The organism is Sutcliffiella sp. FSL R7-0096 (assembly GCF_038595065.1).
In the GTDB taxonomy this organism is placed as follows: domain Bacteria; phylum Bacillota; class Bacilli; order Bacillales; family Bacillaceae_I; genus Sutcliffiella_A.
The window spans coordinates 3075945-3095528 of the sequence record NZ_CP152003.1 but is presented as its reverse complement, the minus strand read 5'-3'; the positions used below and the strand labels follow the sequence as shown (position 1 = coordinate 3095528).

20 protein-coding genes and 1 other annotated feature are annotated in these 19584 nt (G+C 36.5%); of the genes, 13 read left to right on the top strand and 7 right to left on the bottom strand.

Annotation, left to right across the window (positions count from 1 at the left end; all coding sequences use genetic code 11):
* The first annotated feature begins 429 nt into the window (after positions 1-429).
* From MKY77_RS15880 to MKY77_RS15865, 4 genes are all read left to right on the top strand, one after another.
* Positions 430-798: a DUF2294 domain-containing protein gene (locus MKY77_RS15880; RefSeq protein WP_339146797.1), complete on the top strand. Its 369-nt coding sequence runs from the start codon at positions 430-432 to the stop codon at positions 796-798.
* A gap of 134 nt (positions 799-932) precedes the next feature.
* Positions 933-1937, top strand: a complete 1005-nt coding sequence (locus MKY77_RS15875; RefSeq protein ID WP_339146796.1) for a sodium-dependent bicarbonate transport family permease — start codon at positions 933-935, stop codon at positions 1935-1937.
* A 91-nt stretch (positions 1938-2028) separates the two neighbouring features.
* Positions 2029-2790: an STAS domain-containing protein gene (locus MKY77_RS15870; RefSeq protein ID WP_339146795.1), complete on the top strand. Its 762-nt coding sequence runs from the start codon at positions 2029-2031 to the stop codon at positions 2788-2790.
* Positions 2791-2991: 201 nt separating this feature from the next.
* Positions 2992-4665, top strand: coding sequence for a ribonuclease J (locus MKY77_RS15865; protein WP_339146794.1), 1674 nt, complete (start codon positions 2992-2994; stop codon positions 4663-4665).
* Positions 4666-4713: 48 nt separating this feature from the next.
* Here the strand turns inward: MKY77_RS15865 and MKY77_RS15860 are convergent, their stop codons facing one another.
* A complete protein-coding gene (locus MKY77_RS15860) occupies positions 4714-5346 on the bottom strand; it encodes a LysE family transporter (RefSeq protein ID WP_339146793.1) in 633 nt (210 codons plus the stop codon).
* Positions 5347-5564: 218 nt separating this feature from the next.
* Between MKY77_RS15860 and MKY77_RS15855 the strand changes: the two genes are divergently transcribed.
* The 3 genes from MKY77_RS15855 to MKY77_RS15845 all read left to right on the top strand — a co-directional run bounded on the left by MKY77_RS15855 (position 5565) and on the right by MKY77_RS15845 (position 7779).
* Positions 5565-6716 (top strand): substrate-binding domain-containing protein, encoded by a 1152-nt coding sequence (locus tag MKY77_RS15855; protein WP_339146792.1) that lies wholly within the window; start codon positions 5565-5567, stop codon positions 6714-6716.
* A gap of 345 nt (positions 6717-7061) precedes the next feature.
* Complete coding sequence (locus MKY77_RS15850; RefSeq protein WP_342515378.1) at positions 7062-7256, top strand: hypothetical protein; 195 nt, start codon at positions 7062-7064, stop codon at positions 7254-7256.
* 67 nt (positions 7257-7323) lie between these two features.
* The gene (locus MKY77_RS15845; protein ID WP_339146791.1) at positions 7324-7779 is read left to right on the top strand and encodes a GNAT family N-acetyltransferase; all 456 of its coding nucleotides are present in this window, start codon (positions 7324-7326) and stop codon (positions 7777-7779) included.
* Positions 7780-7952: 173 nt separating this feature from the next.
* On the opposite strand, the gene MKY77_RS15840 is transcribed toward MKY77_RS15845, so the two are convergent.
* The gene (locus MKY77_RS15840) at positions 7953-8441 is read right to left on the bottom strand and encodes a GNAT family N-acetyltransferase (RefSeq protein WP_339146790.1); all 489 of its coding nucleotides are present in this window, start codon (positions 8439-8441) and stop codon (positions 7953-7955) included.
* A gap of 304 nt (positions 8442-8745) precedes the next feature.
* Here MKY77_RS15840 and MKY77_RS15835 point away from each other — a divergent pair, with 304 nt between their 5' ends.
* Positions 8746-9243: an LURP-one-related family protein gene (locus MKY77_RS15835; RefSeq protein WP_339146789.1), complete on the top strand. Its 498-nt coding sequence runs from the start codon at positions 8746-8748 to the stop codon at positions 9241-9243.
* A 62-nt stretch (positions 9244-9305) separates the two neighbouring features.
* Positions 9306-9572: a binding site (T-box leader), on the top strand.
* 59 nt (positions 9573-9631) lie between these two features.
* Positions 9632-11266, top strand: coding sequence for a methionine--tRNA ligase (gene metG / locus MKY77_RS15830; RefSeq protein WP_339146788.1), 1635 nt, complete (start codon positions 9632-9634; stop codon positions 11264-11266).
* 232 nt (positions 11267-11498) lie between these two features.
* On the opposite strand, the gene MKY77_RS15825 is transcribed toward metG, so the two are convergent.
* From MKY77_RS15825 to MKY77_RS15815, 3 genes are read right to left on the bottom strand one after another with little or no spacing between them, the layout of a single operon-like run.
* Complete coding sequence (locus MKY77_RS15825; RefSeq protein WP_339146265.1) at positions 11499-11885, bottom strand: DUF6262 family protein; 387 nt, start codon at positions 11883-11885, stop codon at positions 11499-11501.
* 22 nt (positions 11886-11907) lie between these two features.
* Positions 11908-13881 (bottom strand): tyrosine-type recombinase/integrase, encoded by a 1974-nt coding sequence (locus MKY77_RS15820; RefSeq protein WP_339146267.1) that lies wholly within the window; start codon positions 13879-13881, stop codon positions 11908-11910.
* Positions 13865-14953, bottom strand: coding sequence for a tyrosine-type recombinase/integrase (locus MKY77_RS15815; RefSeq protein WP_339146269.1), 1089 nt, complete (start codon positions 14951-14953; stop codon positions 13865-13867). Before MKY77_RS15815 ends, MKY77_RS15820 begins: the two co-directional genes overlap by 17 nt.
* Before the next feature lie 297 nt (positions 14954-15250).
* On the opposite strand from MKY77_RS15815, the gene MKY77_RS15810 reads away from it, so the two are divergent.
* The 3 genes from MKY77_RS15810 to dfr all read left to right on the top strand — a co-directional run bounded on the left by MKY77_RS15810 (position 15251) and on the right by dfr (position 17574).
* The gene (locus MKY77_RS15810) at positions 15251-16123 is read left to right on the top strand and encodes an aminoglycoside phosphotransferase family protein (RefSeq protein ID WP_339146787.1); all 873 of its coding nucleotides are present in this window, start codon (positions 15251-15253) and stop codon (positions 16121-16123) included.
* Positions 16124-16223: 100 nt separating this feature from the next.
* Complete coding sequence (locus MKY77_RS15805) at positions 16224-16889, top strand: hypothetical protein (protein WP_339146786.1); 666 nt, start codon at positions 16224-16226, stop codon at positions 16887-16889.
* Positions 16890-17076: 187 nt separating this feature from the next.
* Positions 17077-17574, top strand: coding sequence for a DfrD/DfrG/DfrK family trimethoprim-resistant dihydrofolate reductase (dfr, locus tag MKY77_RS15800; protein ID WP_339146785.1), 498 nt, complete (start codon positions 17077-17079; stop codon positions 17572-17574).
* 153 nt (positions 17575-17727) lie between these two features.
* On the opposite strand, the gene MKY77_RS15795 is transcribed toward dfr, so the two are convergent.
* Positions 17728-18135 (bottom strand): ester cyclase, encoded by a 408-nt coding sequence (locus MKY77_RS15795; RefSeq protein ID WP_339146784.1) that lies wholly within the window; start codon positions 18133-18135, stop codon positions 17728-17730.
* A gap of 53 nt (positions 18136-18188) precedes the next feature.
* The gene (locus MKY77_RS15790; protein WP_339146783.1) at positions 18189-18965 is read right to left on the bottom strand and encodes an MBL fold metallo-hydrolase; all 777 of its coding nucleotides are present in this window, start codon (positions 18963-18965) and stop codon (positions 18189-18191) included.
* A gap of 131 nt (positions 18966-19096) precedes the next feature.
* Here MKY77_RS15790 and MKY77_RS15785 point away from each other — a divergent pair, with 131 nt between their 5' ends.
* Complete coding sequence (locus MKY77_RS15785) at positions 19097-19507, top strand: winged helix-turn-helix transcriptional regulator (protein ID WP_339146782.1); 411 nt, start codon at positions 19097-19099, stop codon at positions 19505-19507.
* Positions 19508-19584 lie beyond the last annotated feature (77 nt).

Here is a 19584-nt window from a genome sequence, read left to right as displayed (position 1 = left end):
ACATCTCAGCTACCCTCTGTCTATACCTTAAAGAGATAGGGGAAAGTCAACTATTCTGCAAGTGCTATCATGTCCTATGGTGGATTTTGTCACTTCCCATGCTTATAAACCAGAACCTCATCTGTGACGTTCAGTCTTCGAAAAAAGAAAGAATGCAGATTACTGATTCCACATCCTTTGGGAATAGGGATTGACAACCTTTATTTTTATAGGTAAAGTATAATTTAAATTAATAACCGACAGATCAAGATTCTTTCTGAGTACTAAGAATGCTTTAGCACACTGTTAATACTGATTGGCAGGGTGAAAAAGTTTTTTCTGGCACAACTTTAGGAAGAGATTACGATAAATCGGTATATTTCTTAACGAGGGGATGATGTTAAGAAGTATGCCGATTTTTTTATTGGTTAGGACGGGGGAGGAATAAGTGTGAAATCAAAAGGATTAATTGAATCTGAAATTAGTAAAGCGTTGACACAATGGGAAAAAGACTATTTGGGTCGTGGTTCTGTGTCAGTCAAAACAGATATATTGCGTGATATGATCATCGTGAATCTAAAAGGGATTTTATCACCCGCAGAGCTGACTATATGTGGAACGAAAGAAGGAATGATATCAATAAAAAGAACCCGTTCTGATTTGGTAGAGTCTGGAGTTGAAGGCCTCAAAGAGATTATTAGAAATATTACTGGAGAAGAAACGAAAAGCTTTTATACAGATATTAGTACTGTAACATGTGAAAGAGTCATGGTGTTCAAGCTATGTACTAATTACGAAGAGATGTTTGTGAAAAAATAAAGAAGTAGGGAGACTTTCCAAAGGTGTATACAATTGGAGGTAAACCGACAAATGGATGGAAAATTGGCTGTTACAGGCGAGTTTTTCTGAGTTTGTCGGTATTTTTTTTGAAACAATTAGGAGGATAGACGTCCATGGCAGAAATTATCATGCAAAATTTATTATCACCTGTAGTCCTATTTTTTATATTGGGACTCTTGGCAGCCATTTTTAAATCAGATTTAAAGTTTCCAAATGGTTTAAGTGAAGGATTAAGTATTTATCTTCTAATAGCAATAGGGCTAAAGGGGGGAATCGAACTATCCCAGTACTCCCTTAACACTGTTATAAGACCAGTTATGGCAACCCTGCTAATAGGCGGGGCGATTCCTTTTATCATACTCTTTATACTACGTTTTATGAAAATAGATTTTAAAAACTCCATTGGTCTTGCAGCTACCTATGGGTCAATAAGTATTGTTACGTATGGTGCCGCCATTTCTTTTCTCGATAGCAATGGTACAGGATATGAAGGTTTTATGAATGCGATGGTTGTGTTGATGGAAAGTCCAGCAATTTTGGTTTCTATTCTTTTAATGAAAATCATCGAGAAAAACAAAATAACATTAAATATACCATCTCATAGCGTTGGGTTTATCCCGGCATCACTTGTGTTATTCGACAAAGAGGTGATGAGAGAAAGCCTCTTTGGGAAAAGTATTTTGCTTTTACTGGGGAGTTTATTTATCGGCTTGGCTCTTGGAGAAGAGGTTATCCCAATGGTTAAACCTCTATTTGTAGATTTATACAATAGTGTTCTCATTCTTTTCCTATTGAATATGGGACTCATAGCGGGACAAAGATTACCAGAAGTAAGAAGGCATGGAGTAAAGTTGGTGATTTTTGCATTAATTACCCCTTTGTTTTTGGGTACATTAGGAGTTTTAATCGGAAGCATGATTGGTTTGTCACTAGGAGGTGCTACATTGATGGGTGTCCTGGCAGGCAGTGCTTCATATATAGCTGCACCGGCTGCTTTAAAAACATCTGTACCAGAAGCGAATCCGTCCATTTATTTGGGATTATCGCTAGGTGTTACATTTCCATTAAATTTAATCATCGGAATTCCATTATATTATGAGATAGCAAAATTGTTTTAACAGAAAACTTTATTATAAAACAGGAATTTTAAGGTTTTTCACTTGGATACATCTCTAAAATGAATTAACCTTGATTTAAGGAGTGAAAATAATGAGTGATAATATTGAAGGTATTAATTATAAAGAAGTAATTGAATATTCCCTTGAACCACTAATTGTCCATTCGCAACTGAAGATAATATATATAAATGAAGCCGCAGAAAAGTTTTTTCGTGGATCAAGGGACGAGGTTATTGGAGCAAGTCCTTTGGATATCTTCAAAGATACCTCAAAACCCGCTATTACAAAAAGAATATTGGGGGCATATAGCCAACCAGCAGAGGTAATCGAGGAAACTATATATCGGATGGATGGCACTCCAGTTGATGTTGAGTTGTATTGTCACCCTATTAAGATAGGGGAAGCAATAGCCATCCAAACTTATGTAAAAGACATCACCGGGAGAAAACAACAAGAGAAAGTCCAGTATGAAATGAATAGACAAATCAATGAGTTAGCATCCAAAATTGTACCCTTTTTAGATGGTATTGCTATTCTTCCTTTGTTTGGAGCAATAGATCAGGAGAGGGCAGAACAACTCTTGAAATTAGTACCATTTAATGTTCAAGAGCACGAGGTTAACCGTTTGATTTTAGATTGCTCAGGGATTTATAATATTGATAATTTAGTTATAAACTATCTATTTGATATTAAAAACGTACTGAATTTACTTGGGGTGAAGTGCATATTAACAGGGATAAGGCCTGATTTAGCTCTCAAGGCAGTTAAACATGACTTTTCTGTAAAAAACATAAATACTTTTTCAACTGTAAAAGATGCCTTATACTTTTTAGGGGTAAATAATACAAAATGAACTCAATATATATTCAAAGTTATTCCATTATGGCACTATCTTGGAGCAAGGATTAGCGCTTTTTTATTTTTATTAAAGCGGTAAACAGTTGCATTAGAGACCATAGAGAGTTAAATCGGAAACCTCCATATTTTTCTCGATTAATAAATAGATTCCTCCATGGAGATAGTAAAAATAAATATCGAACTGGAGGGAAAATTCTTGAGGACAAACGAGAATGTATTATCTATCTTCGCCTTGGGTGGACTGAATGAAATCGGAAAAAATATGTATGCAATAGAGTATTCAAACAATATCGTGATTATCGACTGTGGGAATAAGTTCCCGGATGAAAGTTTATTAGGAATAGATTTAATCATTCCAGATATCACCTACTTGCTTGAACATAAAGATAAAATAAAGGCATTGATTGTTACACATGGCCATGAAGATCATATCGGAGGAATTCCTTGGTTTTTAAAAAAACTTAATGTACCCGTCTATTCCACACGTTTCACTTTAGGATTAATTGAATTGAAATTAGGAGAGCATAAACTTTTAAGGGAAACGGAACTAATTGAAATAGATTCGAATTCCAACTTAAAATTTGATGAAATTAGTGTAAGTTTTTTTAAAGTGAATCATAGTATTCCCGATTGCCTGGGGGTTGTTTTTCATACACCGGAGGGGAAAATTGTACATACGGGGGATTTCAAGTTTGATTTGACCCCGGCGAATAATGAGCATTCTGATATTCATAAAATGGCTGAAATCGGCAAAGAAGGAGTTCTTCTCCTTATGTCAGAAAGTACCAATGCAGAGCGTCCTGGTTCTACCCCCTCGGAACAAATGGTGGGTAAACATGTAGAGGATGCCTTCAGGAAAGCAGAACGGAAAGTTATTCTTTCTACATTCGCATCTAATATAAATAGGATTCAGCAAGTGATCGACGCCGCTCAAAAAACCTATCGAAAAGTTGCGTTACTTGGAAGAAGCATGGTGAATGTAGTGGATGTGGCCATGGAAAGAGGTTATTTAACAGTTCCTGATGGAATGTTAATAGCACAACATGAAATCGATGAAATGGCTCCTGAAAAGGTGGCTATTTTATGTACAGGTAGTCAAGGGGAACCATTAGCAGCCCTTTCCAGACTATCCACAGGAAATTTTCGGGGGGTTGAAATCCTTCCAGGGGATACGGTTATAATAGCGGCAGGGCCAATACCTGGAAATGAACGGAATGTCACACGAGTCGTAGACAATTTACTTTCACTCGGAGCAAAAGTGATTTACGGAACCGGAAGTTCTTCTGGAATGCATGTTTCTGGCCATGGCTACCAAGAAGATTTAAAACTAATGCTTACGTTGATGAAACCAAAATATCTTATTCCTATTCACGGCGAGTATAGAATGCTATACCATCACAGTTTATTAGCAGAATCAGTTGGAATAGAGCAAGGAAACACCTTCATAATGAATAATGGTGATGTTGTAGATATCACCAATTCCCTTGCCCGCCAAACTCGGAAAGTCCCGACAGGAAATACCTTTATAGACGGCCTGGGGGTCGGGGATGTTGGAGATATTGTATTGCGGGACCGCAAACAACTTTCTGAAGACGGTATGCTGGTGATTGTCCTAACGATGAGTAAAAGGGAAGCAAAGCTAGTTCATGATCCAGACATCATTTCTCGAGGTTTCGTGTATCACAGAGATTCCGAAAAACTTCTTAGAGACGTTAATAGCCTTATAATAAAAACGGTTAACGATTTGAAAAAAGAGGATAAACACCAATGGAACATTATTAAACAAAGCATAAAAAAATCGGTTGGCCAATATTTATTTACTCAAATTAAAAGAAAGCCAATGATCTTACCAATAATTATCGAGGTTTAACTTAATCAAGTTAGAAAGGAACAGTACCTCATAGGTGCTGTTTTTCAGTTAGCCCCAGAGAGCTTTTATACCTTGGTAGCCAAAATAAACGCCGAATCCAATTAATGAAACACCAGAGATGATTGATATTGCCTTAATGCTTGTATAACTCAAGAATCTACGGAAACCGGTTGTCAATGCAGCAACAAAAATATCCCACAATGTCAAACCGATGAATATCATACAACTATAGATTAACAAATCACCGGTCCCGTTCATTTGTGCTGTTTTTGCTAATATGGAACCATAAATACCCAGCCAGAAAAGAATAGATAATGGGCTGGTAATAGACATGATAAAACCTGTGAGAAAACACTTAAATAATGATTCTTTTTTTCTGATAACAGTCAAATTTATGGAATTTACACCTACTATACTTTCCACGCCTGAATAAATAAGGATAAAACCGCCAAATAACCAAAGGAAGATTTGGACGATAGGAATGCCTAAAAATTGAACCATCCCTAAATAAACGAGTAGCATAAATATAGCATCAGCTATCATGGATCCTGCTCCTACCATCCACGCATGCCAAAAGCCGTTCTTGATTCCTTTATCAAGTCTTGCAGAATTAACTGGACCAATTGGTGCAGCTAAAGTTAACCCTAAGAATATGTAGCTGACTAAAATACTGATACTCAATATTTCCACCCCAATTATTAATAGATACAACTTGTACATTCTATGTAGGGGTTCTATATATAAGACCGCTTTTTCCGGATAGGGTTACAGTACTTACTAGTTTTCATTGAATCGGCTAATAATTTTTAAATAATAATAAATATGGATACTTTTACTGTTTTGGTGTAAAATTACCCTAAAGGTAAGTTTTACTAAAACAATTATACAAAGGGGAAAATATGAAAATTCTTGGATCCATTATCATTTCAATTGCTATTTTATATTTGGGGTTCTACGGAACGATTATTTTAACCATTTCCACGGGGAAAGATCTTTACGGTGTTGTTTCAGCTGCGTTTGTGATCACACTGCTCATTTCTGCAAATTTATGGGTGTGGGGACAGTTTGCAAAAGAAACAGTAAAGTACACGTTTATTGGCTTGATTAGTATATTTGCTCTTTTTATAGGAGTTGAGAGCGGGAAAGCTTGGTATCATCACTCTTTGAAAATTATGAGTACCCAAGATGTTGACCTAACTCTATATGAACCATTCCAAAATAATAAACGGGTTGCGGATTTGGGAAAAGAAGCATCCATGAAGCTAGAGAAACCACTATTAAAGCTAGATGGTTCAACGGCATTATATCCTGTATTTGCCTCTTTCGCGCAGGCAGTTTACCCAGAAGGCACATATGATTCGTCTATGAGTGAAGTCCAATCCACACAGACCTCAGGAGCGTGGGCCGGTCTCCTCAAAGAAGAAAGAGAACTCATTTTTGTACCAGAACCTCCAAGTTCTATCCAGTCTCAAGCAAAGGCAAAAGGCGTGGAGTTGATGTTAACTCCAGTTGGAAAAGAAGCCTTTGTTTTCTTTGTCCATAAGGATAATCCGGTTACTAATCTTACCGGGGAGGATATTCAAAACATCTACTCTGGTGAGGTCACGAATTGGAAAGAGCTTGGTGGAAACGACGAGCCTATCCTAGCGTTTCAGCGACCTGAAGACAGTGGAAGTCAGCAGATGCTTCGAAAAGTAATGGGAACCAAACGATTAATGGACCCGCCAAGTGACCAGCGAGTTTCAGGTATGGGGGGAATCATTGAAGAAACCTTAGACTATGAAAATAGGAAAAATGCAATTGGCTTCTCGTTCCGCTTTTTCTCGGAAACGATGGCGCAAAACAATAAGATTAAGCACGTAAAGGTGGAAGGAGTTGCACCTACCATAGAATCTATTCAAAAGGATACATACCCGTTTGTCAGTCCCTTTTACGCCGTTCACTTATCCAATGCAACAAACCCTAATCTTGAATCATTCTTAGACTGGATCCAATCCGAAGAAGGCCAATCACTTGTCGAAAAGTCGGGATATGTTCCGTATCATAAGTGATATCATAAATGTTATTGCCTAAGCCATATATTTGTGCTAATACTAAAAAACATACGGATAGTATGGCTGTGAAGAGAAGAGTAGTTAAGATTCATTGTTTCCAGAGAGCTGCTGTAGGTGAGAAGAAGCAATAATGATATTTATGAAAAAAGCCTCGGAGCCACTGCACGGATCCAAGATTTCTTGGTGATACTGCAACGGGATTTCCAGTTATAGAGATAGGTTATAATTGTATCCTAAAAACAGAAGTACCCGAAGAGGTTGATATGGTAACATGTCAACAAACTGGGTGGTTCCACGAAGTTAACAAACTCTCGTCCTCAAGATGAAAAATCAATAATACATGTGGAAGCTTATCTGAAAAGAGATTGGGTTGAGAAATTAACCTTAACAAAAGGCGAGCTAATTGGTAAAATAGCAAAGATTAATAAAGAAGATACAGACTTTAAAGACCGCACGTCAAATAACTTACCGGTTGGATCAAAGATTTTCCCTGCCAAGGAAAGAGAGGATATATTACTAGTGGAAAATAATGGATAAATTTTAGAATACCTTGCACTCGTTGAAGGATAATTAATTTCTAGATTTTTGTGGAGGGAGGATATATATGTACCAATATTTTAATGGCATAGTAATAAGGGAAGGTACGGAAGGGGTTCCAGCTGAGTGTGTGGAAGCTCTTTTTGAAGATGCAGGCTGGGCTAGGAATACACCATCTTGGCAAAAAGAGAAGTTTTCGCTTATATTCAAAAATTCAACTTGGGCATTTACCGTTTGGGATCAAAACAAGATGATTGGCATGGTTAGGGTGATCTCGGACCAAATAATGGTTGCTAATATAGTAGATTTGGTTGTTTTAACCGAATACCGCGGGAAAGGTATCGGGAAGAAAATCGTAGAGCTTTGTGTTCAAAAACTTCCTCACGGTGATTGGTTTGCACACACATCTGCTAATAATTTCAGTTTCTATCAGAAGTGCGGTTTTGAAGTCAAAGATGTAACCAAAAATGGGACTTGTGCCTATTACGGATATATTCAGGCGAGGAAAGATGGGCATAGGTAGAGGTTTCACCGCACTTAGACAAGCAGGTTTTACCGTACATGATTTACGTGAAAGGTCACCGTAGCGCGAACATTTTAGTAGTGAAGAAGAATTTTTCAGAAGGCAGCGTATATCATAGTTTTAGTGTTTGCTTGTGGAAAGTAAATGGTCTGAAATCCACTATTGGGAAAGTTTTAAGCCCCTCTAGGTGTCAGCTGCTTTAGGTACCAAGCATCCATTGCGGAATGTTCAGATCCTGGTAGTGGCTCCTGTAATAATGTGAATCCGAATTTTTCATATAATAAACAGGCGGTTTTCAACTCTTTTGTTGTTTCTAAGTAGCACTTATTATAATGTTCTGAGGCAAAGGACAGAGCGGTTTCCATCAGCAGTTTTCCAATTCCCAAACCTTGCACATTTGTACGTACATAAAGCTTTTGTAATTCGCAAATTTTATCATCCTTGTTAAAGGGCGCAATACCAATTCCGCCAACAACTTCTTCCCTCACTTCGACTACCCAATATTTAGCATAATCTAAATTAGTATAATATTGATGCAGTTCGTTAAGTTGAGGATCATAATAAGCAGTCCCTGGTATAGCTAGGCTAAGGGATTCTAAAGAATTTTGGATGATCTTTTTAACTATTGCATTGTCTTCTTTTTTCATTTCTCGAATAATCATGTGTAATCTCCTTATGATTTATTTTTCAAGGTAAATACTAACCCTGGGCTATAGTCAATGAGAAAGGAACATATTCCCCATATTTAGAAAGCTTTGAAAATGAACATGAAAGCCCAATGTATAAAAGTATACATATTTTAGAAGGGAAATAAAGTGTTTACATCGGTAAATGATGTGGAAACGAGGAGCAAAAATTATTGGAAAAGTGTTAGAAGTATTGACAAAGAAAAAGGATATTAACATGTTGAAACCATATCTTCTACTCAAACGTAAATTAATAAAAGCCGAACAGGGGGGAAGTAAGATGAGACAGCTATTTATTAAACAAAAGGTATTTAGCATTAGTGAGAAATTCACGGTAAAGGATCAACAGGAGAAAGACATCTATTTTGTAGAGGGAAGCTTTATGCGGTTACCTAAAACTTTCTCCATCTTGAGCCCTAAACGAGAAGAAGTGGCACTCATCGCGAAAAAAATGTTCACCTTTTTGCCAAAGTTTATGGTGCAAGTTAATGGTCAAGAAATACTTACAATAAACAAAGAATTTTCTTTTTTGAAGGCACGATATACTATTGATGCGGCAGGTATTGAGGTGCGTGGCAATTGGTGGGATATGGACTTTCAAGTACTTCAAAATGGGAAAATCGTGGGAGAAGTGTCCAAAAAGTGGTTTACTTGGGGTGATAGCTACCATGTACAAATACAAGATGAAGAGATGGAAACCATTGTTATTGCCATCGTGGTTGCCATCGATTGTGTGAAAGCAGATCATGCAGCAGCTTCTTCCAATCCTGCCACATAAAAGGCTTGAAAAAAATTCTATTATTTTCCCATCAATTATGTAATAATAAGTAAAAATATTACATAAACGCGATGATAAGGAAAGTAAATCAACCTTCATTTTCTTACAGAGAGCTTCGGTAGCTGAAAAGAAGCAGGAAATAGTTGATTGAAAATGGCCTTTGAGCAGCAAAGTCAACTTTCTGGATAAGAATTAGACTTTGACGAGATTTGGCACTCGTTATAAATGTCAGAGTATAAGAGTTGTTTTTCACTCCGTACTTATTGAGGCTGATAATGTGAATTATTAGTAAATTAAGGTGGTAACACGAGATATACCTCGTCCTTAGGCAATCATTTTGTCTATGGGCGAGGTATTTTTATTTGATTTGAAGGAGGAATGAGAAAAGATGGCTATTTTTATCGGAGGGGCATGGCCGTACGCCAATGGTTCCTTGCACTTAGGGCATATAGCCGCATTATTACCTGGAGATATTTTAGCAAGGTATTACCGGCAGAAAGGAGAAAAGGTCTTATATGTTTCAGGAAGTGACTGCAACTGCACACCCATTTCCATAAGAGCAAATCAAGAAAATACAACAACAGAAGCGATAGCAAATCGTTATCATCAAGAATTTACGGAGAGTTTTAGGAAGCTTGGCTTTACCTATGATTTGTATACCCGGACTGACACTGAACACCATCATAATTCTGTAAAGGAAATATTTTTAAAACTTCTTGAAAATGGATACATGTATAAAAAAACGATTGAGCAGGCCTATTGTGAAACAGATCAACAATTTTTACCGGATCGTTTTGTCGAGGGGATATGTCCTAATTGTGGGGCAAAAGCAAGAGGGGATCAATGTGACAATTGCTCATCCATTCTAGATCCAGTTGATTTATTGGATAAGAGATGTAAGATTTGTGGGACTCAGCCTGCTATCAAAAAAACAGAGCATTTTTATTTTTCGCTTAGTCAATTCCAAGGACGTTTGGAAGCTTTTCTGGAGAATGCTGTGCAGGATAATAAATGGCGCGAAAACGCGATTGCTTTAACATCTAGATATTTAAAAGAAGGTCTTCCTGACAAGGCAGCGACTCGCGACCTGCCTAACGGGGTTGATGTTCCTATATCAGGTTTTGAAGGGAAGAGAATATATGTGTGGATTGAGGCAGTGGCAGGCTATTTGACAGCTAGTAAGGAGTGGGCGAAGAACCATAACGATAGGGTCGAAGACTACTGGAATAAAGAATCCTATTCTTATTACATTCATGGAAAGGACAACATTCCTTTTCACACAATCATTTGGCCTTCTATCTTAATGGGTATCAATAATCCAGCGTTACCAACCCATATCATTTCCAATGAGTACTTAACACTTGAAAAACGGAAGCTGTCAACAAGTCAAAACTGGGCTGTGTGGGCTCCAGATATGTTAGAAAGATATGATGCAGACTCCATCCGATACTTTCTAACTGTCAATGCACCTGAAAATCGAGATACTGATTTTTCCTGGCGCGAATTTATCTATAGTCACAACAGTGAATTGCTAGGAGCATATGGGAACTTTGTTAATCGAACATTGAAGTTTATTGAGAAATCTTACGAAGGAACATCACCAATTGGAAAGATTGATTCAAAAATCAAGGTTAAGGTTGAGGTACTCTATAAAGAAGTTGGCTGCTTAATAAGAGAGGGACAATTTAAAAAGCCACTAGAGCAAATCTTTGAATTTGTTCGGTATGCAAATAAATATTTTGATGAGCAAAAGCCTTGGATTCAAATTAAAGAAGACAAAGCTTCCTGTGATAAGACGATGGCTAATTGTGTTTACATCATTGCAAACCTCACACAATTGTTAAATCCTTTTCTGCCTTTCTCAAGTGAAAAAGTCAAAGTGATGTTGGGGTTGAAAGAGCTAAGATGGGAAGCTGTTGAGGAGCTATCCGTCAATTTGCATGAAATAAAACCACTTTTTGAAAGAATCGATGTGAAGAGAATAGAAGAAGAGTTAGGGCGGTTAACGAAAGAAGCTTTATAAAAAAATATTGATATTTTTTTATGGATTTGATTGACCTACTGAGCGACACAAAAGACCTAATATAGAAGTGGTGTATTTTAGTGTATTTTATAGTAACCACTATGGACTTTGTGTCAGCTTCTTTGAAACAGAGTATTCCATTAAAGGGCCATTATATATAGTATCATGGTAAAAAATGAGGTTCGATCGAACCTCATTCTATGTTTACATGTTAATAAAGATATGGTTTATTTTAATTGATTTCCTTATAAATTGCGGCCCAATCGACCTTTAATTGTTCCTTCAATTTCTTATTTTCTTCTTCGAGATGCATCATTTTCTTTCGAAGTGATGCAATTATCACATCTTTAGAATGGTCTGTCATGTTTCGTTTTACTTGATTCGGTGAATCTAATTTTTCTTCTTGTTTTCTTAATGTTTCAATTCTCGACCTGATATCGCTGTGTTTATATAAAAATGGTTTTGATACCCCTGATTTTGCTGATACAGAATTAAAATTTATCTTTTCTTTATGTTTAATCATTTCTTTAATGGTACTTTCAACCTTTTGCTTTGCTTTTTGCTGTTTTTCTTCGATACTTCGAAGAAGTGGTTGAGTATTTGGGTTTATATTTGCCATTGTATTTCATCTCTTTCTATATTCAGTTTCTCAATTCTCTTCTTGTTTTAGGAAGTCCATAAATCCCACCATTTTTTATTATTCCATCTCTAATTTCTTTATACTTTTTCAATTTTGGCTGAATAATTTCAATTGATCTATTTCTACCTGATTTTTGATATATCTCAATATCAGATTCCATTTTAAGAATTTGGTCGTTATAGAAATCTAGAAACGTCAGATCTACATGGAAACTGCGGCAATTGTTTTTTATACATGGTGGTTCTAAAGTTTGTTCCAAAAAGTCACAATTATTTTTGGGGCTTTTAATACACAAACCGTGATCTAATCGAATGGAATCCAAATTGTGGCGGAGCCATTCTAACTCTAATCCATTTTCGTCTGCTTGTTTTTCTATACTAGTAGCGATAATTTTGCCACCTGGATTTAATCTTACAGCCCCATTACTTGTGGCTTTTTCCCATTCTTTTCGAAGGGTTGTATCATGAATCTGGGCGTATACCAGTGTCATTTCAGGGCTCACATGAGCCATCAGCTTTTGTACATGTAAAATGTTCATACCGTTATTAATAAGGTTTACTCCATAACGATGTCTAAATGCATGTGCTTTACATCGATAGATATCTCCGTTTTCATCCATTATATTATTTTCAATAGCTAGTTTATTTAAATTATTTACTACATTGTCACGCGAAATGGGCTGTCCTTTTCTTGTACCATGATAGGTTGGAAATAAATAATTTAATGGATTTGTTTCTGAAGTCGATTTTTCCCTTGTTAATTTTTGTTGGGAAAGCACAACCTTAGCTATTTCTTCCGAAATTGGGACCCGATGATTTTTCCCCTTTACTTTACGCTGATCTCCGGTAATCCACCAACCATCTTCTCTTTGAATCAAGCAATCTACTTTCAAAGAACACACATCTGAAATTCTAAAGCCTGATGTCTCTAACAATATTACAACCGGAATAATCTCCTGCGGCAGTTTTCCCATGTGATCAATGATCTGATTCCAAACAAAATCAGATATGTATTTAATTTCGTTAGATGCCTTTGGAGGTAGTCTAGGTTTATCTTCAGGTACAATTAGGATTCCTACAGGCTTTTTGGGAGCTTCATCCCATTCATATCTTTGAATATATACAATAAACGTTTCTAGTACAGATAATGAGCGATGGATGTGATTCTCAGTAGGGGGTTGACCTTTGTGAACGCTATCTCCACCCATTGGAGAGGTTCGCAAATAATGCATAAATTCCTCGATATCTCTCCTACTTAATGAGGTTAAGTCTTGCCAGTTTGGATACTTTTTATAAATATATTTAAAGAATTCTTGCAGCTTTGCCATGGTTTGTATGCCAGAACCCCAGCTTAAACTTTCTTGTATTAGAACACGTTTTTCGATATATCTTTTTGCCAAGTTTTGAAAAGGTCTTGGTACAGAAGTGAAATTTAAAGTGTACCCGCAATTACTGTTATTATAGTCAATACCTAGTTTTCGAACATCCCAAATATCTTTCTCTGTTTCCTTCCGTTGATCATACCAGTCAAAGAAAAATGAATAAATTCGGTTGTATAACTGGAGGTAGCCTTTTACTGTTAAGTCGCTTTTCCCATGTTCAAAAAGATAGGTTTTATAGTGAATTGAAAATTTCCCGTAAGGGATGTCTAGAATAGAACCAATATCAGAATAGAATCTGAAAATAAAATCTTGCAATTTATTAAATGCAGTAGAATTACTCCATACTGTTGCCATATTTATTTCTAAATTAGTCAACCGACTGAAGAAATAATATTTAAATTCATTTCTAATTCTTGGATTCAATGTTTCCTCAAATTTAATTATTGGGCTTTTTATTATTATTTCTTTTTTGTAAAGGGGACAATCTAATGCATCCCATTCTTCGTTTTCCCAATACCCACTTAACTCTTGTAAAATTTGCTCATATCTTACAGCTCTAGCTTGTTGTTCAGTTGCTTTATTTAATAAAATCATTCTTGTCACCTTTCATCTTGTCATGTGCTTTCTGCCACTCTTTTCGTATAGTGACATCGGTGGGATGAACATAAGTCTTAATTGTTGTTTGAACGTTCGAATGACCCAACAACTTTTGGATTATCGATATTTCTACCCCTTGTTCATGAAGCTCAGTGGCATAAGTATGCCTTAACATATGGGGGGTAATATCAATCTGGGTTTTCTTTCTTATACGTTTAATTACATCGAAAGCTGCTTGATAATTTAATGGTTCTCCCTTATTAGGACCAGTTAGATTTATAAATACATGATTGGTATCCGCGTCATGATAATCAATTAGGTAATCTTGAAAAACATTCATTGTATCGCCAGATACATATACTCTTCTTCCTTTGCCGTTTACAGTTTTAGATTCTCGTACTTGAATGGAGGTAGAGCCAATATCAAAGTCCTCGATCCATAAAGATAATGCCTCTCCAATTCTAAGACCGCCTTCATACAAAATTCGAACCAATAAAGCATCTCGAATATTGCTACACGCATCATGAATAGATTGAACCTGATCTTTTGTAAGTGTTAAAACCTCTCTCCGAGGTTCTTTAATTTTTAAAATGTTTTTATCAAGTGGCTTCCCCTTTGATATATGATGTAGAAAGGGTTTGAACGATCGGTAATTCCCAATCACTTGCTTCTTTGTTTTTTCTGATAGATCTTTTTCATAATCTTCAATTCGCATTAAATAATCGTAGAAACTCTGAACGCAAGTCACCATAGTATTAACTGTTCGCTCAGATCTCCTTGCTTTTGTTTGTTGAAATTGAATTACTTTAGTAGATTGATTAGGACTTCTTAGCCAAGATACATACTCCGCCAGAAGGTTAAGATCCACTTCCTTGTACTCTTTTTCTTTTTCGTTTAAAAATTGAAAGTAAAACTTTAAATAATGACAGTATGACTTTAAGGTATTTTCGGCCTTTCCAATGTTATCTAGATATTTAAGAAACCTTAAAACTGGACCGACAGGTTTGTTATCTCCATCAATAAGCAAATATCTTTTTCTGTCATTAATTAAAACCTCTTGCACTTTCATTAACATCACCTCCAAAAACAATAGTGATGTATTTTTGTTTCTCTTTCTATGAAAACTATGTTTACTATATTTATCTACTATATATATGTTGTAAATAAAGAAACAAAAAGGGCGTAGTAATTAACGTTATTAACGTTAATTACTACGCCCTGGTATACTACATATAAGGGCCAGATTGTTGAATAAGGAAGGAGTTTTATAAGTTAGTCTAGAAATTGAATTTCATACTATAAAACCAGTATTGTAATAAAGGGCTAAAATATAAATGTTTAATAAGAAACTTAGGGGAGGGATTATATGCCAGAGAAGATGCATGTTGATGAATTGGAAATTGAAGAGTGCCTTATACGTCGTTTACTTGTGGAACAGTTCCCCCACTGGGCAGAGTTACCCCTCCGTAAGGTTGAACCGGCTGGAACGGTAAATGCCGTTTTCCGACTTGGCAGCGAATACTCTATTAGGCTAGCGAGAAGGGAGGGACCGACAACACCAGGAGGGCGAGAGTTCATATGGCTACCAAAACTTGCGCCAGCAGTTCCACTTGAAATCCCTGTACCTATCGCTCAGGGGCGCCCTAATAACGATTATCCTTGGTTTTGGGAGATACATTCATGGCTGAAGGGTGAAACGGTGTCGATAGACACGATTGACGCGATTCAGGCAGCACGCGATCTCGCAGGGTTTGTCCTAGCACTTCAACAAGTTGATCCAACAGGAGGGCCTTTAGGACGCGGCATTCCTTTGGCACAACGGGACAAGGACTTCCGATATTGGCTAGCAAGATTTAATGGCGATCCCGCGGTGACTGCTGTATGGGAGTCGGCCCTTTCTGCACCTCCATGGAACGGTCCTCCTGTTTGGCATCATGGCGATTTAGATGTACGTAACTGGCTCGTACGTGATAAGCGTATCAGAGGTGTGATTGATTGGGAGACAATGGGTATAGGTGACCCTGCTTGTGATGTAATGGTCGCGTGGAAGTTGCATTCGCCAGAGGCACGCGATGTGTTCCTTGATGCTATCCGTACGGACGATGCTACATTGGCTAGGGCCCGCGGATGGGTTGTTTCACAGGCAGTTGGAATCCTTGCTTATTACACGCCGCAAAACAATCCAATTTTGTACAATGAGGCGAAATCTTGGCTAGACCTAGTGCTTGATCAAGCGTAATTCGGTAAAATAAGAGACTTATTCATTTAACGGGTGCATTTGTTCAAAGAAGATATGCTCTTTTTTAGAAGTAACATTTTTAAAAAGAAGGAGGATAGCTATGATCGAAATAAAAGCTACACTAGAAAACGATTTGACTATTAATACCCAGGTCAATGAATCGGATAAACCAGCCGTTTGTTTTCTTCATTTTAGCGGAGGAACACTTCATATGTGGAACGGGGTACTTCCTCTGTTTGAAAAAAACTATAAAGTGGTCGTACCGGATTTACGTGGACATGTTCAAGATAAAAAAGAAAAGTTGACCGAAGAACTGATGCAAAGAAAGGTCCCGGTTCATGGTTCGAGGGCTGATTATTTAGCGGAAGCACGTTCTCAATTAGTCGAACACAAACTTTGGAATCCCTACTTCTCAAACTACCTAGATAGTACAGTGGCTCAGACGGAAGATGGAAGGTACACCAGCCATTATCTAAATAGGGTACGTACAGCATATATTCAAACATATTGGAATCTTGCGTTTGAAGACTACTACAAGGAGATTCAGTGCCCTGTACTTTTTTTAGTGAGTAAAGAAGAGAAGGAAGATCCTAAAATTACCCACTCCTTATTATATTTTCAGAGTTTAGTTAAGAGCTCTAGTGAGGTTGTGGCCACTAAAGGTATGCATGCTTATGTATGGATGCAGTACCCAAAAGAGATGGGAGAGAGGGTCAAGTCATTTATTCGTTCAGTCACGAAAAATGGGACTTCTTCTATTGGTTAAGGGATTTATTACGAAAAAAGCAGTTAAATTAGAGAAATAAAAACTTCCCAACGATCGGGCGCGATTGCACAACAAGGGCAGTCGCTTTTTGTTCTAACGTGGAGTTTAGTTTAAAAAGGAACTAAAAGGAACTTCAATAGATATAAAAAATCACATTTTAAACTAGTTCAAAAAGGCTGTGTTATATATGAAAGTTTCTTTAATTGTTGCGATGGATATTAATAGAGTAATTGGAAAAGAGAATGACATCCCCTGGAGAATTCCGAAAGATTGGGAGTATGTTAAAGATACTACAAAGGGACATCCAATCATATTAGGTAGAAAGAACCTTGAGTCAATCGGAAGGGCTTTACCTGACAGAAGGAATATTATTCTGACCAGAGATAAGGATTTTAACTTTGATGGTTGTGAAATTGTCCATTCAATCGAAGATGTTTTTGAGTTATGTAAAAATGAAGAAGAGATTTTCATTTTCGGGGGAGAACAGATTTATAATATGTTCTTGCCTTATGTTGAGAAAATGCACATTACAAAAATTCATCATGAATTCGAAGGAGATACATTTTTTCCTGAAGTTAATTTCGATGAGTGGAAAGAAGTATCTGTTGAAAAAGGAATTATGAATGACAAAAACCCTTATAACTACTATTTTCATGTTTATGAAAGAAAAACTATATTCAGCTAAAGGGCGCGATCCTGGAACAAGGATCAGCACTCATTTTTCATTTTTAGGGCCAGATTGTGGGGTAATGCTTTAATGGAAGATAGGTATTGTTTAGAATTAAAGAAGAGACCCCAAAAAGAGGGTCTCTTGCAATACAAAAAAATAAGTTTGAATTTAAGCCTTTATTTGTCGTATGATGTCATGAACATCTACAAAAGATCTTTGTTCAATAATTTTTCTTTCAGAAATACGTAACAGAATCATAAGAGAAAATTTAGCTTTTTTTCCGGTTGCGGGGATACCAGCAAATGGGATACCAGTATGTCTTCCTTCAAAGATAAAATACGCAGCAACAAGATCTCCTTCAGCTACCATTTCTACAATTGGCATTTTAAAGCCAGGGAAAGCATCAAAGTTTTTCTTTTCTGATTCAATAAGGCCTTGAACACCCGAATACGGTGCGTCAATTTGTGGATAAAATACATAATCTTTATGACAAAAATCTTTAAGGGCTTCATAGTTTTCTTGTTCTATCGTCTCAAAAAAACTGCGAACTAATTCTTTATTAGCTTCTACAGACATACTTCCAAACCAACTTTCAATTAAAATTTACTAATTGTCGTTCTGCAATTAATTTAAAATGAATAAGATTCTCCATCCTCTGGTACTAACACATTAGAAATTCCTTTTTCATTAATAAAGCTTTTCAATTCTTCTCTTGATAATCCCCAATGGTTTACAGCTTCCATATGAACAGTAACAATTTTTGCGTTTGGAGCAGCCTTCACTACCTCATAGACGTCATCTTTACCCATAATCAGAGAACCACCCACAAGGAATTGGTTGTCCCCAGCATTGATTACAATGATTTCTGGATTATGCGTATCGATTACTTCTTGCACAGCATCATACCAAACTGTATCTCCAGCAACATATAATGCTTTCTCATCAGCATGTTTAAAGACAACACCACATGTATGACCAGCATGCTGTAAGATTTCACCTCTGCCGTGTTCCCCTTTTGTTTTAATCAAGTGGATTCCTTCAAAAACAGTATCCTTTTGTAAAACTTCTACATTTTGGAAACCGACGTTTTTAATTTCTGTTGCATCTTCATCATTTTGAGCAAAAACTTTAATATCTTTTGGCAATGCTTCTATTGCAGCTTCATCCCAGTGGTCTAAATGCAGGTGGGTAACAATAACAGCATTAACGTTAGCGATAATATTATCAATGGACGTTGGTAAGCCTACTAAAGGATTTTTTTGATTTTGTCTTGGTGCAGGAGGTAAACCTACATCTGAACCAAAGGCTGGAAGAGTTCCTTTTTCTGCAAACATTGGATCAACTAAAAATTTTTTCCCTGCGTATTCAATAACGATTGTTGCATTACGAATTTGATGTATATTCATAGATATTAACTCCTTTTTTTTTGAAAATTTCTTTGAACAATGTATAGTCTATACTATGACCCATTAACGGATACACAGATTAAATAAAGTCTTTTGACCGTTTTACTTTATTAATGAAAGGAATTAAATAAATGTTGGATCATACGGACATGAAGATCTTAGATGAATTATCAAGAAACAGTCGAATTACAATGAAAGGATTGGGAGAGAAAGTCCATCTGACCGGACCAGCCACTTCGGCCAGAGTGGCAAAATTAGAAGATAGTGGAGTTATTGAGGGGTATACGATTAAAGTAAACCGAGTTAAATTAGGTTGTTATATACATGCTTTTATTACCATAATTACAGAAAGTATTTTTCATCAACCTTATCTGTCATTCATTAAAACGCAAGAGGAATATTTAATAAATAATTATAAAATCAGTGGAGATGGTTGTTATATTCTTGAAGGTAGATTTCCTTCCACCGAGTTAATGAATCAGTTTTTAGAAGAACTAAATAAACATGCAAACTATAAATTATCGATTGTTATTAATAAATAGTGAATCGATAAATGGGATTATAAGATAAAGTAGTAAAACTAAACTGTTGGGCTAATTCAAAAACAATAATGCTTTAA

What these genes read in the sequence shown, in the direction of transcription:
- dfr (WP_339146785.1), top strand. Translation starts at nt 17,077, where the DNA reads ATGAAAGTTTCTTTAATTGTTGCGATGGATATTAATAGAGTAATTGGA.
- MKY77_RS15840 (WP_339146790.1), bottom strand. Translation starts at nt 8,441, where the DNA reads ATGATTATTCGAGAAATGAAAAAAGAAGACAATGCAATAGTTAAAAAG.
- MKY77_RS15845 (WP_339146791.1), top strand. Translation starts at nt 7,324, where the DNA reads ATGTACCAATATTTTAATGGCATAGTAATAAGGGAAGGTACGGAAGGG.
- MKY77_RS15825 (WP_339146265.1), bottom strand. Translation starts at nt 11,885, where the DNA reads ATGGCAAATATAAACCCAAATACTCAACCACTTCTTCGAAGTATCGAA.
- metG (WP_339146788.1), top strand. Translation starts at nt 9,632, where the DNA reads ATGGCTATTTTTATCGGAGGGGCATGGCCGTACGCCAATGGTTCCTTG.
- MKY77_RS15855 (WP_339146792.1), top strand. Translation starts at nt 5,565, where the DNA reads ATGAAAATTCTTGGATCCATTATCATTTCAATTGCTATTTTATATTTG.
- MKY77_RS15810 (WP_339146787.1), top strand. Translation starts at nt 15,251, where the DNA reads ATGCCAGAGAAGATGCATGTTGATGAATTGGAAATTGAAGAGTGCCTT.
- MKY77_RS15805 (WP_339146786.1), top strand. Translation starts at nt 16,224, where the DNA reads ATGATCGAAATAAAAGCTACACTAGAAAACGATTTGACTATTAATACC.
- MKY77_RS15875 (WP_339146796.1), top strand. Translation starts at nt 933, where the DNA reads ATGGCAGAAATTATCATGCAAAATTTATTATCACCTGTAGTCCTATTT.
- MKY77_RS15870 (WP_339146795.1), top strand. Translation starts at nt 2,029, where the DNA reads ATGAGTGATAATATTGAAGGTATTAATTATAAAGAAGTAATTGAATAT.
- MKY77_RS15820 (WP_339146267.1), bottom strand. Translation starts at nt 13,881, where the DNA reads ATGATTTTATTAAATAAAGCAACTGAACAACAAGCTAGAGCTGTAAGA.
- MKY77_RS15790 (WP_339146783.1), bottom strand. Translation starts at nt 18,965, where the DNA reads ATGAATATACATCAAATTCGTAATGCAACAATCGTTATTGAATACGCA.
- MKY77_RS15815 (WP_339146269.1), bottom strand. Translation starts at nt 14,953, where the DNA reads ATGAAAGTGCAAGAGGTTTTAATTAATGACAGAAAAAGATATTTGCTT.
- MKY77_RS15795 (WP_339146784.1), bottom strand. Translation starts at nt 18,135, where the DNA reads ATGTCTGTAGAAGCTAATAAAGAATTAGTTCGCAGTTTTTTTGAGACG.
- MKY77_RS15785 (WP_339146782.1), top strand. Translation starts at nt 19,097, where the DNA reads ATGTTGGATCATACGGACATGAAGATCTTAGATGAATTATCAAGAAAC.
- MKY77_RS15835 (WP_339146789.1), top strand. Translation starts at nt 8,746, where the DNA reads ATGAGACAGCTATTTATTAAACAAAAGGTATTTAGCATTAGTGAGAAA.